Genomic DNA, 13,958 nt, shown 5'->3' on the forward strand with positions numbered 1-13,958 from the left:
TCGTCACGCGAGGTCGCTGCTGCGCAACATCTGGCGGATCAGCCGGTCGAGGTGGGCTGCGTCGGAGACGACGGAATAGCCGTTGACGAAGCTCGTCATCACACCGCTGATGAACGTCAGCACGGTGACGGCCCGCTCCTCGATCACACTGTCGGGCACGTCGGGGTCGTCGTACCACTGGGCGATGACGTCGCGCGCCAAAGCGTAGAAGCGCATGCCGTAATTCCGGAACGTCTCGTCGAGCTCAGGGTCCTGGCGGGCGCTCAGCACGATCTCGAATCGTGCCCGTGTCCGCGTCAGGTACGGCTCGGTGCTCGACAGCATCACCAGTTGAGCGAGTCCGAGGGTGCCCGAGTAGCCGCCGGCTTCGTCATGCCCCAACTCCGCCATCATCGACAGGTCGGCGACATCGAGCTCGGTGATGCGATTCCCGATCGCCTGCAACAGTGCTTTGCGGGTGCGGAAATAGAACGACGTGGTGCCCGCGGGAACGCCGGCATGCCGGTCCACCCGCGGATGACTCAGACCGCGCGAACCGTCAGTGCCCAGCAGGGTGATACCCGCGTCGGCGAGATCCCTCCGGCGCTGCGGTGCGTCGTACTTCCTGCGTGTGGCGATGTTTTCGAGTCTATTGGAGGACGGTTCCATCCGGCCCGCACGTCACCGCCGGGCGTGCCAATTATCGCTCGCGACAGATATCCATTATCCACATTTCATTCTCTAATAGATTAGAGAATGTTAGGTTCCGGTCATGGGGAGATGTGTGCCGACGGGGGATGGGCACCGGATCGGCGGGCGGGTGCTCGACCGTGTCTTCGTCGTGGTGACGGTGCTGCTGATGCTGGTCGCAGTCGGCGGGACGAACGCCTGGGCGACGCTGCCGCCGGACTTCGACGAGGCGAAGGACATCTGGCCGACGGCGGTGCCCACGGCCACCTGCCGGCCAGGAGACCGCACCGAGACCGGCTTGCAGGGCGAGGTGCCGCTCGCCGATCGCGACTCGCGCCGCAGCACCGAGGGCTACCACTGCAACATCGATCTGCTGGGCCAGTTCCAGGGCCCGGGGGCCGGGTGGACCAGCGCGTCGTACAAGAACTGCGTCTACATCGGATCGACGTTCCCCCACACCCAGGGCGTGCAGGTGCTCGACGTCTCCGATGCGGCCAATCCGCGACTGACCGCGATGCTCAGCGAACCGGCCATGGTGAACGGCACCTGGGAATCGCTGAAGGTCAACGAAGCCCGTGGCCTACTGGCCGGCACCGGGGTGCCCTTCGTGATGGGGCTGGGCTACATCTCGATCTACGACATCGCCACCGACTGCGCGCATCCACGACTGCTGAACCTCGGGCGCGGTTCGCTGCCCGGCGTGCGGATCCCGATGCTGACCCACGAAGGGGGCTTTTCGCCCGACGGGAACACCTACTGGGCCTCGGGACAGATGTGGGCCAGCGCGGTCGATATCGCCGATCCCGCGAACCCGGCCGTGGTGTGGAGTGCGCCTGCCGGATTTGCCAGCCATGGCATGGAATTCACCCCCGATGGCGACACCATGTACATGTCCACCGCCCAGGGCCTCAACATCCTGGACACGTCGGCGGTGCAGGACCGGGCAGCGCCCGGCACGACCATGCACCAGCTGTTGCCGTTGCGTGGGTACAAGCACTGGCGTGACGGGCTGATCAGCCAGCACAGCATCTACGTGACCTATGGCGGCACACCGCACCTGTTCAACGTCGACGAGTTCGGCTCCGGCGGTGTCAAGGTCTTCGACGCCGCCAACCCCGCGGACCTCCGGCTGAAGAACACCGTCAAGCTCGAGATCAACCTGCCGCAGAACCTCGACACGTGGGCCGCGACCGCCTCCAGCAGCGGCGCCTTCGGCTACGAGTCGCACTACTGCGCGGTGGACCGGCGGGAGAATCCGCAGGCGCTCGCGTGTGGGTGGACCCAGTCCGGCATCCGGGTCTTCGACGTCCGTGACCCCGAGAACATCAGGGAGATCGCCTATTTCAATCCGCCGGCGCAGACCGGCAAGAACGACCGGCTGCCCAACTCGCAGCACGTCCGGTTCGGCGGCATCATCGTGCCGCCTGCCAGCAGTGCGGTAGCCATCGCCCAGGCGATCCTCAACGGGCAGATCAACGGCAACGACATCATCCGGGACGGCCGCATCATCGGGCTCGACCTGTCGGCCGACTGGTGCATGTCGCCGCCGGAGTTCCGCGGCAACACGCTCTTCGTGTCCTGCTCGGACAACGGCTTCATGGCGTTGCGGCTCGACCCCGCCGTGTACCCGCCGCGATGACGCGGACGGTCGTGGTGCGTATTGTGGCGCTGCTCGCCGCTGCGGTGCTCGGCGGTGCGATCGTGCTCGCATACCGCCAGCCACCGCCGCGCCCGGTGCTGATGACGGCCGTCGACATCGGTTTCGCCCAGGACATGGCGGCCCATCACCAACAGGCGGTCACCATGTCCGACATGCTCGTCGGCGATGCCGGGCCCGACGTGCGCGCACTCGCCGAGCAGATCCGCTTCACCCAGCTCACCGAGATCGGCCAGATGACCGGTTGGCTTCAGCTCGTCGACGCACCGCCTGCCGCGACCACCCCGATGGAATGGATGGGCCACGACGAGCACCGCCCCGGTGACGCGCCGACGGGGATGCCGGGGATGGCCTCACCCGCCGAGCTCACCCGGCTGCAGCGCAGCACTGGCCGCGACAACGAGGTGCTGTTCCTGCAACTGTTGGTGCGGCATCATCAGGGCGGAATCGACATGGCGTCATCCGTGGTACGGCAGAGCGCCACTGACGCGGTACGGCGGGCCGCCGGGGTGATGATCAACGAGCAGGCGCAGGACATCCAGGTGATGACGACCCTGCTCGCACAGCGGGACGGCGCCCCGCTGCCCTACCCGTGACGTCACTCAGCCTGCGGCGGTGCTCGGCCTCATCCGTCGTTCCTGGGCGAGGATCGCGAGCAGGCAGACCGCGGCCAGTACCGCCACCGCGATCGCGAAACTCACGCCCGCGGTGCGAAGTCCGAGGTGCTGAGCCGCCAGGCCCTCGCCCACCACGGGAACCGAGATGGCGATGTAGGCGACCACGAAGTATGTGGAGCTGACTTCCGCGCGGCGATCCGGCGGCGTGCGCTCGGCGACGGCGGCCAGCCCGCGGCTGAAGCTGATGCCCTGACCGACACCGGACACCACCGCAGCGGCGAGCAGTCCCGGCAGTGACGAACTGGCCAGCGCGACAGCGAGTATGACCATGCCGGCGAACAGGATCACGCAGCCGAGGGCGACGGCCCGCTGCGGTGCGGTCCGGCGGGCCACCACCTGGGCCACCGCGGAAGCCGCGAAGATCGAGCACGCGATGGCTCCGGCCACCGCGTGGTTGTCGATGCCCACCACGCCGGTCAGGAACGACGGCGCGACGGCGGTGAACAATCCGGTGACGGCGAATCCTGCGAACGCCGCCAGCGCGGCGACGACGAAGACCGCGCGGGTCTCCGGGGGCACCGACAGCCGCTGCACACCGATCCGTCCGGCGCGGCTCGACGTCTCAGGCACCACGAACACCGCGATCCCGGCGAGTGCGGCCATCGCGATGTGCACCGCGAATGCCAGATGCAGCGGTTGCGGGGCGTACTGCACGAGCAACCCGGCCAGCAGCGGACCGAGGCCGAGGCCGCCGATGTTGGCGACGGTGGCCACCGCGGCCGCCCGGTCGCGCCAATTGGGCGGCGCGGCCTCGATCACCGCCGCGGTCGCGGTGCCGGTGAAGATGCCCGCCGACAGTCCGGACAGCACCCGGCCTACCAGCAGTATCGGCACCGAGTCGGCGACCAGGAACACCGCCGCGCTCACCACCGCGAACGCCACACCCGCGAGCAGCATCGGGCGTCGGCCGATCGCGTCGGACCAGCGGCCGAACGCCAGCAGCGCGAAGAGCACGCCGCCGGCGTAGGTGGCGTAGATGACCGTGGTGGTGAGCACCGCGAAATGCATGCGCTCGGCGTAGAGCGCGTACATCGGCGTCGGCAGCGTGGTGCCGACCATGATCGCGGCGAAGGCGTAGGCCAGCAACGGGAGGGCGAAGCGGCCGACCGCCTGCCGGCAGTCGGTGGCGGGAGGCGAGGCCGCCGGCGCGTTGTCAGACATATCTGATGACAGCGACGCCGGCGGCCCCGGTTATTCCGTTCGTGGTCAGTGCGACACGGCCTTCTCCGCGCCGATGCCGGTGAGCGACCGCACCTCCATCTCGGCGGCGACCTCGCGGTTCTCGTCGTCGGGCGAGGTGAAGGTGCCGACGATGCCGAGGATGAACGCCAGCGGGATCGACACGATGCCGGGGTTGGCCAGCGGGAAGAAGGCGAAGTCGACGCCCGGGATCATGGCCGTCTTCGACCCCGACACGGCGGGGGAGAACACGATCAACACGATCGTCGAGAGGAGGCCGCCGTACATGCTCCACAGCGCGCCGCGGGTGTTGAACCGGCGCCAGTAGAGCGAATACACGATGGTCGGCAGATTGGCCGCCGCGGCGACGGCGAAGGCGAGCGCGACCAGGAACGCCACGTTCTGACCGTTGGCGAGGATGCCGAGGCCGATCGCGACCACGCCGAGCACCACGGCCGTGATACGCGAGACCTTCACCTGTTCGGCTTCGGTCACCTTGTGCGCCTTGAGTACCGACGCGTATATGTCGTGGGCGAAGGACGCCGACGCGGTGATCGTCAATCCGGCCACCACGGCGAGGATGGTCGCGAAGGCGACCGCCGAGATGACACCGAGCAGGATCACCCCGCCCAGTTCGAACGCCAGCAGCGGAGCGGCGGAGTTGACCCCGCCGGGGGCGCCGAGGATACGGTCGGGTCCGACGATGGCCGCCGCCCCGTAGCCCAGCGCCAGGGTGAACAGGTAGAACGCGCCGATGAGGGCGATCGCCCAGACCACCGACCGGCGGGCCTCTTTGGCCGTCGGCACGGTGTAGAACCGCATCAGCACGTGCGGCAGGCCCGCGGTGCCGAGCACCAGGGCGAGCGCGAGTGAGATGAAGTTGATCTGACTCGTCAGCGATCCGCCGTACTGCGCGCCCGGGGCGAGCACGTCGCGACTGGCGACACCCTCGGTGGTGGCGCCGGAGATGGCGGTCTGTGCCGAGCCGAGGATCTCGGAGAAGTTCATTCCGAACTCGACGAACACCATGACCGTCATCAGGCCCGCGCCGGTGATCAGCAGCACCGCCTTGATGATCTGCACCCAGGTGGTGCCCTTCATGCCACCGACGAGCACGTAGACGATCATCAGCAGACCGACCACGGCGATCACCACGGCCTGCCCGCTCTTGCTCGTGACGTTCAGCAGCAGGGCGACGAGCCCACCGGCACCGGCCATCTGGGCCAGCAGGTAGAACAGCGACACGGTCAGCGTCGTCGTCGCGGCCGCCACCCGGACCGGCCGCTGCTTGAGCCGGAAGCTCAGCACGTCGGCCATGGTGAATTTGCCGGTGTTGCGCAGCAATTCGGCCACCAGCAGCAGGGCCACCAGCCAGGCCACCAGGAAGCCGATCGAGTAGAGGAAGCCGTCGTAGCCGTAGACGGCGATGGCGCCTGCGATGCCGAGGAAGCTCGCGGCCGACAGGTAGTCGCCGGCGATCGCGATGCCGTTCTGCGGCCCGGAGAATCCGCGGCCACCGGTGAAGAACTGGTCGGCGGTCCGGTTGTTGCGGCTGGCCCGGATCACCACGATCAGCGTGATCACCACGAACAGCGCGAAGATGCCGATGTTGGCGGCGGTGTTGCCCACCGTCTCGGCGGCCAGGACGCTCACTTGAGCTCACCTTCCAGTTCGGTGCGGATCTTCGTGGCGCGCGGGTCGAGTTCCCGGTTGGCGAAGCGGACGTAGAGCCCGGTGATCAGGAAGGTGGTGAGGAACTGCCCGAGGCCGACGATCAACCCGACGTTGATGTTGCCCCACACCTGGATGGCCATGAAGTCGTGCGCGAAGGCGCCGAGCACGACGTAGAAGCCGTACCAGACGAGGAAGAATGCGGTCATCGGGAACACGAAGCGGCGCAGCCTGCTTCGCAGCTCCTGGAATTCCGGACTGGCTTGGACCTCGAGATACCGCTGGCCGCTGATGGCGGCCGCAGGATCCGAGGGCATGGTCTCGGGCACGGTGACTCCTGACCTCGTGTATGTGAACCGGCTCATCGGCGAAGCTAGCTGAGATGTGGGTCACATACCCGCCTTTCCCGCAGGTCACACGGCAAGGACGTGGTCGGCTGCGGTGAGCGGTCGATCGGCCACGACGAACGGTGCGCTGCCGGGGCCTCAGCCTCGAGGCACCCGTTCGATGCCCATCCCGAGTCGTTCGGGGACGTGCATACGGGCGAAGATCTGCGCGACGTCGCGCGGTGCGCCGCGGCGGTCGCAGAGGCTGACGACGATCATCGTCGCGAAGGCCAACGGCACGCTCACGGCAGCGGGATAACCGGTCACCACCGCGGGCCAGCCTGCCAGCGCCCGTTCGTCGACGGCGCCGGTGATCGCGAGGGTGACCGCCGTCCCGGACACCAGCCCCCCGATTACCAGTCCGCAGGCCGCCCCCAGCGCGGTCAGTCCACGCCACCAGATGCCCAGCACCAGCAGGGGGCACAACGTGGAAGCGGCCACCGCGAACGCCAGGCCGACGCTGCGCGACAGTTCCAGGCCGGAGGTGATGAGCGACAACGGGATCGGGATGACACCGCCGACCAGGGCGGCCACCCGGAAGTCACGCACCCGGCCGCGCAACACGTCGGTGGCCAGGGCGCCGGCGATGCTGACCAGCAGGCCCGACGACGTCGCCAGGAAGGCGGCGATCGCCCCGGCCGCCACCAGCGCTGCGAGTAGTTCTCCGCCCGCCCCGCCGACAGCCGCGCCCGGGGCGAGCAGCACGGCGGCGTCGGCGGTGCCGGTGATGAGCAGCTGCGGCACGTACAACCGGGAGAACACCCCGAGCAGGGTCGGGAAGAGATAGAACAGCGACAGCAGCGCGATCACCGCCAGCGCGGTCCGGCGCGCCGCCCGGCCGTCGGGATTGGTGTAGAAGCGCACCAGCACATGCGGGAGGCCCATGGTCCCCAGGAATGTCGCGATGATGATCGACACCACCTGGTACAGCGGATGATCGCCGCCGAGGCCGCCGCCGGAGGCGAGCCATTCCGAGCCTGCGCCCGGGGTGCCTGCGACAACGGGGGTGGCCGTTCCGGCGGCAAGACTCAGCGTGCTGCCCGCGCCGAGGGTGTGCTCGCCCGTCGCGCCGATGCCGGCGTCGGTCACCGGGGTCCCGTCGAGGGTTCCGGTGACGGTGATCCCGGCCGGCGCGGCGACCTGCACCACCACGTCGGTCTCGATCGCGACGGTGGTGTCCTGTTGCACGGTCGGTGGCAGTGGCCCGCCGAGTTCGCCGCCGTCGGTGAAGAACAACCCGGTCAGTGCCAGGGCGGGGACCGCGACGGCGGTCAGCTTCAGCCAGTACTGGAACGCCTGGACGAAGGTGATCGACCGCATGCCGCCGGCGACCACGTTGGTGACCACGATCGCGCCGACGGCCAGCGGACCGATCCAGACGGGAACGCCGAGAAGGATTTTCAACGCCAGCCCGGCGCCCTGGTACTGCGGCACCAGGTAGAACACGCAGATGACGACGACGGTGAGCATCGCGACCTTGCGCAGCCGGGCCGACCCCAGGCGGAACTCGGCGAAGTCGGGCACCGTGTAGGCGCCCGAGCGGCGCAGCGGCGCCGCCACGAACAGCAGCAGCCCGAGGTAACCGGCGGTGAAGCCGACGGGATACCACAGCGCGTCGGCGCCGTACTTGGCGATCAGGCCGGCGACGCCGAGAAACGATGCGGCCGAGAGGTATTCGCCGGAGATGGCAGCGGCGTTCCACTGGGAGCCGACGCTGCGCGACGCGACGAGGAAGTCGGAGGTGGTGCGCGAGAACCGGACTCCGTACGCACCGATCGCGATGGTGGCCAGCGCCGAGGCGAGCAGCGCGGCCGCGGTCAGTGGGGAGCCGGTCATGGTTCGCTGTCGACGACGCGCACGAAATCCCGCTCGGCCTGTTCGGCGAGCCGCACGTAGAGGCGGCCGACCCCGTAGAGCAGCGGATAGACCAGCGCCGCCAGGATCAGCCAGTTGGCCCGGACACCGGCCACGTCGATGTCGGCGAAGCTGGGGAACGCGCTGTTCACCACGACGATCGCGGTGACAGCGCACAGCACCACGGCGGCCAGCCGCAGGGCGAGGCCCAGTTGCGCGCGCACCAGGCCGCGCACCAGGGCGTCGCCGACCTGGGTCTGCTCCTGCACCTCGACACGGGTGCGCACCATGCGTGCGCCGCGGCGGTGGGCCAGCACGACGCGCTCGCGCTGCGGGCGGTCGGGGTGGCCGCCGCTAGTCATCGCCACCGGCCGGTTTGAGGTGCCGCATGGGGTCGCGCACCACGCGGTCGCGGAGTTCCCGGGCCTGGCGCCGGCTCACCGGCAGTTCGACGGCGGGCGACGAGCCGTTGGCGCGCAGTCGCACCAGCACCGCGCCGTCGGCGGTGCGCAGCCCGGTCACCAGCCGCAGTGCCACCAGGTAGGAGCGGTGGATGCGCTGGAATCCGTAATCGCGCCACTGTGTTTCGAGAGTGCTCAGGGGAATCCGGACCAGGTGCGAGCCGGACGCCGAGTGCAGCCGGGCGTAGTCGCCGTCCGCTTCCACCCAGCCGATGCTCTCGCGCGGCACCAGATGGGTGACGCCGCCGACCTCGGCGGGGATGACGTCGGAGTCGGGCGCCGGAGCGGTCTCGGCGGGTGCAGGTTCGGCCGACCGCGCGGCGGCGACGCGGCGCACCGCCTCGTCGAGCCGTTGCTCGCGGATCGGCTTGAGCAGGTAGTCGACGGCGCCGACGTCGAAGGCGGCGACCGCCTTGTCCTCGTGGGCGGTGACGAACACGACTGCCGGGCGATGGGCGAAGTTGGCGAGCACACCGGCGAGTTCGATGCCGGACAGGCCCGGCATGTTGATGTCGAGGAAGATCGCGTCGATGGCTCGCTGGTTGAGTTCCCGCAACGCCGAGGTGGCGTCGGCGGCGCTGTGCACACGGGCGATGCCGTGGTGGCGGCTCAGCAGATAGACCAGTTCGTCGCGGGCGGGCGCCTCGTCGTCGACGGCGAGCACCGTCAGGCCGGTCATCTGACCCTCACCCGAACGCACCTCCGCTGGCCCGGACCCCGGAGCGGAACTTGGGCACCCGCATCATCACCTTGGTGCCCGCACCGATCGCGGTTTCGACCACCAGACCGTAATCGTTGCCGAATGCGGCCCGCAGCCGATGGTCCACATTCGTCAGCCCGACGTGTGCGGACTCGCTGGCGGCGGCGTTCAGGGCGTCGCCCGATCCGGCCCGCAGCGCCGCGGGATCCATTCCGGCGCCGTCGTCTTCGATGGTGATGACGCAGTCCGACCCTTCGTCGCGGGCGATGATCTCCACCGAACCGCCGGCCTGCCCCACCAGGCCGTGCCGCACCGCGTTCTCCACCAGCGGCTGCAGCGCCAGGAACGGCACGACGACGTTGAGCACCTCCGGGGCCACCTGCAGGCGGACGTCCAGCGCGGTGCCGAACCGGGCCCGCTCGAGCGTCAGGTACCGGTCGATGTTGCGGAGCTCCTCTGCCAGCGTGGTGTACGGGCCCGCCGCGCGGAACGAGTAGCGGGTGAAGTCGGCGAACTCGAGGATCAGCTCACGGGCCCGGTCGGGATCGGTGCGCACGAACGAGGCGATGGTGTTGAGCGCGTTGTAGATGAAGTGCGGGCTGATCTGGGCGCGCAGCGCGAGCACCTCGGCGCGGTCGAGCCGGGCCCGCGACGCGTCGAGTTCGGCGAGTTCGAGCTGACTGGCCGCATACCGGGCGACCTCTCCGACGGCGCCCAGCAGGCCCGGCCCCGGTGTGCGGGTGGTGACCACGACCAGGACGCCCAGCACGTCGCCGTCCTCGGCCAGCAGCGGCTGGGCCACCACTGCCGACGTCCGGCCGGCCTCGAGCACCCGGCGCTCGCCGGAGATGGATTGCGCCGCCGTGCGTTCGCACTCGTCGACCACGTCGGCCGTCCAGACAGGCTCGTCAGCGGGATCGCGCGCCAGGAGATCGCCGTCGCGGCCGAACAGCGCCACGCCGTCGGCACCGGTCAGGCCGCGCAGGAACGGCGCCGACGTCTGTGCGGATTCGGTGTCGAGGCCCTGTCGCAGGGCGCGGGCCGCCAGCGACGCGGTGTGCAGGGCTGCATGCACCGCGCGTTCGGTCGGAGTGGCCACGACGCGGCGGGTGCGCACCACCGCGACCGCGGCGGCGACCGCCGCCAGCAGCAGGACCGCCGCCAGCACCAAAGCGAGCTCGCCAGACATGTCACCTCACCAGCCTCTGGTCACCTTAGACTGGCGCCGTGCCGAAACTGCAGCTGGTTCAGGATCCGGCGGCCGATGCTCTGCTGGAGGACAACCCGTTCGCCCTGCTGGTCGGGATGCTGCTGGATCAGCAGATTCCGATGGAGGTCGCCTTCGCCGGGCCGAAGAAGCTCGCCGACCGCCTCGGCGGTCTCGACGCCCGTCGGGTCGCCGAATACGACCAGGAGGCGTTCGCCGCGCTGTGCGCCGAACGCCCTGCGGTGCACCGGTTCCCGGGCTCGATGGCCAAGCGCATCCAGGCGCTGGCCCAGGTGATCGTCGACCAGTACGACGGCAACACCGCGGCGTTGTGGACCGACGGCGATCCCGACGGCACCGAGGTGGCGCGCCGGCTGAAGGCACTGCCCGGGTTCGGCGACCAAAAGGCTCGCATCTTCCTTGCGCTGCTCGGCAAGCAGTACGGCGTGACGCCGAAGGGCTGGCGCGCGGCGGCGGGTGACTACGGCAAGGCGGGCTCGCACATGTCGGTAGCCGACGTCACCGACGCCGGATCATTGGAGCGGGTGCGTTCGTACAAGAAGCAGGCCAAGGCGGCGGCCAAGGCCGAAAAGGCCTGAACTTCGAGTAGTCGAATACTCGCGAGCGCGACGGGTTTCCGTGATCTGCTCGGGGCATGGTCGAGGGGCTCGAGGTGATCGACAAGGGCGGCTGCACGTCGGCGCACCCGGCGCCGCTGCTGTTCGTCCACGGATCATGGCACGCCGCGTGGTGCTGGGACGAGCACTTCCTCGGCTTCTTCGCCGAGCGCGGTTACCGCGCACTGGCAGTCAGTCTGCGTGGCCACGGAGGTAGCCGCGCTCATCCGCGGCCGCGCTCCTGCGCACTGGCCCACTTCGTCGAGGACGTCGCCGCGGTGGCCGATGAGTTGGGGTCCGAGCCGGTCCTGATCGGACACTCTCTCGGCGGCGCCGTCGTGCAGAAGTACCTCGAAACCCACCGTGCGCAGGCCGGTGTGTTGGTCGCGTCGATGCCGGTGTCGGGCATCGTCGGGTACATGGGACGGCTCTGGCGTCACCACCCGGTGCAGGCGGCCGGGGTGACGCTGCGGGGTAGACAGTCGGTCGGCACGGCGACGCGGGCCCGCGAGATGTTCTTCTCGGCGTCGCTGCCCGAAGCGGACGTGGCGCGCTACGCCGCGCGGCTCGGTGAGGAACTGGTGGGGCGACTCACCCTCGACACACTCGGATGGGACAAGTGTCGACCGGAGCGCGTGACGGCCCCGATGCTGGTGCTCGGCGGGGAGAACGACCGGTGTTTCACGGTGGCCGAGGTGGAGTCGACTGCGCGCGCCTACGGCACCGAGGCGGAGATCTTCCCGGGCATGGCGCACAACATGATGCTCGAGCCGGGCTGGGTGGACGTTGCGGAGCGGATCGACGGGTGGCTGGGCGAGCGTGGGCTGTGACCCTGCCGCGAGACTGCGCACAGGGTCGTCAGCCGCGGCGCCCGGCAGCCCTGGGCGCAGTTTCGGCGTCGGCGTATCCCGACATGCCCGGTGACGCATGTGTGCAGAATGGACCCATGAAGACACATCTGAGTTGCCCGTGCGGGGAAGCCATCACCGGTAAGGACGAGGACGACCTGGTCGAGAAGGCTCAGGCCCACCTCAGCGAGGCGCATCCCGGTCGCGACTACGACCGCGACGCCATCCTCTTCATGGCCTACTGACCCACCCGAGAAACGGAATTCCCGGCCGCCGGGCGGTACACGCCTGACGACCGGGAATTCCGTTTTCGCGTAAGAGGTCAGGGCACGACCGTCGACCCGATGGTCGGCATGAACTGGCACTGCTTCTCGGTGGTGGTGATCTGACCGAAGATCGTCGACATGATGCTGCCCGACCCGGTGTCGGCGATCGCCGTCATCGTCGTCGGCCCCTGCGGATTGATGTCGGCGTGCGGCTTGAGCGTCGCACTCCCGGACTTGCCGGTGGTCAGGTTGACCCATGTGACATTGAGCGGCAACGCCTGCTCGGCCGCGGGACCGGGCGTGCCGACCGCGGTGAACACGTAGGCGGTCTGCCCCGGGCCCGGCCCCGGCGTCGGGATCTTCGCCGGCCCGGCCACCGAGATCGCAGTCGCCAGAACGTTTCCGCCGTCCTTCGTGCACCCGTTGCTGATCGATGGATACATGAAGTCCTGTGTCGGCGGGCTGTCCGGGCTGAAGGTCGGTGGGCCGCCCGGTGCGGGCGCCGGAGCAGGCGCGGCGCCCTCGGGAGCGGGGGCAGGTGCAGCCGCCTCAGGAGCCGGAGCCGGAGCCGGTGCAGCCGCCTCGGGTGCCGGAGCCGGTGCCGCCTCGGGAGCAGGCACCGGCGCCGCCAGCGGAGCGGCGTCCGGCGCGGCCTCGGGTGCCGGGCCGACCGCATGCGCGGGATCGACGCCCGCAGGCAGATGCGCCTCGGTGCCCGGAAGCGCCCCCGCCGCCGGGACATGGGCAACCGGTTCGGCCACGAACTGATTGACCGCGGTGGCCACATTGCGCGAATCAGGCGGTGCCGACGAGTTTCCGGCGAACGCCGCAGCGGCGGCCATCAGCATCGACACGGCGTTGTTCGGGTCGGCCGCCGCCTGCTGGATGGCCGGCCCGAGGCTCTCCATCGCCGGCAGGCCGGGCGCCTGCAACGCGTCGATCGGCAGCGGGGGAGCGGGCTGGGCATTGGCTGTTGCGCTGCTCAGCAGCAGGGCGGCCGACGAGCCGACCGCGGCCGCTGCGGCGAGCAGTGTCCTGATCCGTGACATGGCACTCCTAGACGGTGTGGTGGGGCGTGATCAGGGCAGGGCGGAGACGGGGAACATCGCCGCCGCAGCCGCGGGACCTGCGGGCAGCACCGGCGCCGCAGGTGCGGCAGCTGCCACCGGCGCGGCCGCGATTGCGGGCGCGGCCGCGATTGCGGGCACAGCCGGGGCGGCCTTCGGCGCGAGATTGGCCAGCGGCGAGCCGCCGGGCATCAGCGACGCCAGCCCGCCGAGGTCACCGGGCAGCGAGATCTTCTGCGGCAGCGGCACCGGCATGCCCGGCACCTGCGGGATGTTGATGTCCGCCGACGGCAGTGCCCCGGCAGGTCCGCTTGCGGGCTGCGCCGCCGTTGCGGGCCTGGTGGCGGGCATCCCCGGAAGCACCGACGTCGCGGCGGGTGCCGTCGCGGCGGGCGCGGTGGGCGTCTGCGGCAGCGTCAGCTGAGCGCTGGCGGTGGGCGGCGGGGTGACCGGCGCGGCCGGGGTGCCCGTCAGGGCCGACGCGACGCCCTGCAGCATCTGCGGCGCGTTGGCGAGTTGCTCGAGGCCCGGCACCGTCGGAACGGGCGCCGGGGCGGCCGGCTGCGCCGTGGCGACTGCACTGAACGCCAGCGCGAGCGGAAGGGCGCCCGCGGCGGCAATAACGCTGGTGGCGAACGCTTTTCTGGTGAACTTCATGATTCTCCCAATCGGTTGTCAGCAGGCCTGCACCCGAAGCTA

At 69.8% G+C, this 13,958-nt stretch carries 15 protein-coding genes; 5 read left to right on the forward strand and 10 right to left on the reverse strand.

Features of this window, described 5'->3' with window-relative positions:
• Positions 1 to 3 precede the first annotated feature (3 nt).
• Positions 4 to 552 (reverse strand): TetR/AcrR family transcriptional regulator, encoded by a 549-nt coding sequence (locus ACPCHZ_RS20870; protein WP_423486677.1) that lies wholly within the window; start codon positions 550 to 552, stop codon positions 4 to 6.
• A 211-nt stretch (positions 553 to 763) separates the two neighbouring features.
• Between ACPCHZ_RS20870 and ACPCHZ_RS20875 the strand changes: the two genes are divergently transcribed.
• On the forward strand, positions 764 to 2,308 hold the full coding sequence (locus ACPCHZ_RS20875; RefSeq protein WP_423486485.1) for an LVIVD repeat-containing protein: 1,545 nt from the start codon (positions 764 to 766) through the stop codon (positions 2,306 to 2,308).
• Complete coding sequence (locus ACPCHZ_RS20880) at positions 2,305 to 2,922, forward strand: DUF305 domain-containing protein (protein ID WP_423486486.1); 618 nt, start codon at positions 2,305 to 2,307, stop codon at positions 2,920 to 2,922. Before ACPCHZ_RS20875 ends, ACPCHZ_RS20880 begins: the two co-directional genes overlap by 4 nt.
• A 6-nt stretch (positions 2,923 to 2,928) precedes the next feature.
• Here ACPCHZ_RS20880 and ACPCHZ_RS20885 read toward each other — a convergent pair whose 3' ends face one another.
• The 7 genes from ACPCHZ_RS20885 to ACPCHZ_RS20915 all read right to left on the reverse strand — a co-directional run bounded on the left by ACPCHZ_RS20885 (position 2,929) and on the right by ACPCHZ_RS20915 (position 10,443).
• Positions 2,929 to 4,164 (reverse strand): MFS transporter, encoded by a 1,236-nt coding sequence (locus ACPCHZ_RS20885; protein WP_423486487.1) that lies wholly within the window; start codon positions 4,162 to 4,164, stop codon positions 2,929 to 2,931.
• A gap of 45 nt (positions 4,165 to 4,209) precedes the next feature.
• Positions 4,210 to 5,835 carry a solute symporter family protein gene (locus ACPCHZ_RS20890; RefSeq protein ID WP_423486488.1) on the reverse strand — a complete coding sequence of 542 codons (1,626 nt, stop codon included), beginning with the start codon at positions 5,833 to 5,835 and terminating at the stop codon, positions 4,210 to 4,212.
• Entirely contained in the window at positions 5,832 to 6,170 is a 339-nt protein-coding gene (locus tag ACPCHZ_RS20895) for a DUF485 domain-containing protein (RefSeq protein ID WP_423486678.1), read from the reverse strand. The genes ACPCHZ_RS20890 and ACPCHZ_RS20895 overlap by 4 nt, the downstream gene beginning before the upstream one ends.
• 168 nt (positions 6,171 to 6,338) lie before the next feature.
• Positions 6,339 to 8,075 carry a cation acetate symporter gene (locus ACPCHZ_RS20900; protein WP_423486489.1) on the reverse strand — a complete coding sequence of 579 codons (1,737 nt, stop codon included), beginning with the start codon at positions 8,073 to 8,075 and terminating at the stop codon, positions 6,339 to 6,341.
• On the reverse strand, positions 8,072 to 8,455 hold the full coding sequence (locus tag ACPCHZ_RS20905) for a hypothetical protein (protein WP_423486679.1): 384 nt from the start codon (positions 8,453 to 8,455) through the stop codon (positions 8,072 to 8,074). Before ACPCHZ_RS20905 ends, ACPCHZ_RS20900 begins: the two co-directional genes overlap by 4 nt.
• Positions 8,448 to 9,233: a LytR/AlgR family response regulator transcription factor gene (locus ACPCHZ_RS20910; protein WP_423486490.1), complete on the reverse strand. Its 786-nt coding sequence runs from the start codon at positions 9,231 to 9,233 to the stop codon at positions 8,448 to 8,450. Before ACPCHZ_RS20910 ends, ACPCHZ_RS20905 begins: the two co-directional genes overlap by 8 nt.
• Positions 9,234 to 9,240: 7 nt before the next feature.
• Positions 9,241 to 10,443 carry a sensor histidine kinase gene (locus ACPCHZ_RS20915; RefSeq protein WP_423486491.1) on the reverse strand — a complete coding sequence of 401 codons (1,203 nt, stop codon included), beginning with the start codon at positions 10,441 to 10,443 and terminating at the stop codon, positions 9,241 to 9,243.
• 38 nt (positions 10,444 to 10,481) lie between these two features.
• Between ACPCHZ_RS20915 and ACPCHZ_RS20920 the strand changes: the two genes are divergently transcribed.
• From ACPCHZ_RS20920 to ACPCHZ_RS20930, 3 genes are all read left to right on the forward strand, one after another.
• Positions 10,482 to 11,060 (forward strand): HhH-GPD-type base excision DNA repair protein, encoded by a 579-nt coding sequence (locus tag ACPCHZ_RS20920; protein WP_423486492.1) that lies wholly within the window; start codon positions 10,482 to 10,484, stop codon positions 11,058 to 11,060.
• A gap of 56 nt (positions 11,061 to 11,116) precedes the next feature.
• Complete coding sequence (locus ACPCHZ_RS20925; RefSeq protein WP_423486493.1) at positions 11,117 to 11,908, forward strand: alpha/beta hydrolase; 792 nt, start codon at positions 11,117 to 11,119, stop codon at positions 11,906 to 11,908.
• A gap of 116 nt (positions 11,909 to 12,024) precedes the next feature.
• Positions 12,025 to 12,171 (forward strand): DUF1059 domain-containing protein, encoded by a 147-nt coding sequence (locus ACPCHZ_RS20930; RefSeq protein ID WP_264011275.1) that lies wholly within the window; start codon positions 12,025 to 12,027, stop codon positions 12,169 to 12,171.
• A gap of 77 nt (positions 12,172 to 12,248) precedes the next feature.
• On the opposite strand, the gene ACPCHZ_RS20935 is transcribed toward ACPCHZ_RS20930, so the two are convergent.
• Both ACPCHZ_RS20935 and ACPCHZ_RS20940 read right to left on the reverse strand, forming a co-directional pair.
• Positions 12,249 to 13,241 (reverse strand): hypothetical protein, encoded by a 993-nt coding sequence (locus ACPCHZ_RS20935; RefSeq protein ID WP_423486494.1) that lies wholly within the window; start codon positions 13,239 to 13,241, stop codon positions 12,249 to 12,251.
• A 30-nt stretch (positions 13,242 to 13,271) separates the two neighbouring features.
• Positions 13,272 to 13,916, reverse strand: coding sequence for a hypothetical protein (locus ACPCHZ_RS20940; RefSeq protein ID WP_423486495.1), 645 nt, complete (start codon positions 13,914 to 13,916; stop codon positions 13,272 to 13,274).
• Positions 13,917 to 13,958: the final 42 nt, after the last annotated feature.

It is taken from the genome of Mycobacterium sp. NPDC050041, from assembly GCF_049541695.1.
Classification (GTDB): Bacteria; Actinomycetota; Actinomycetes; order Mycobacteriales; family Mycobacteriaceae; genus Mycobacterium.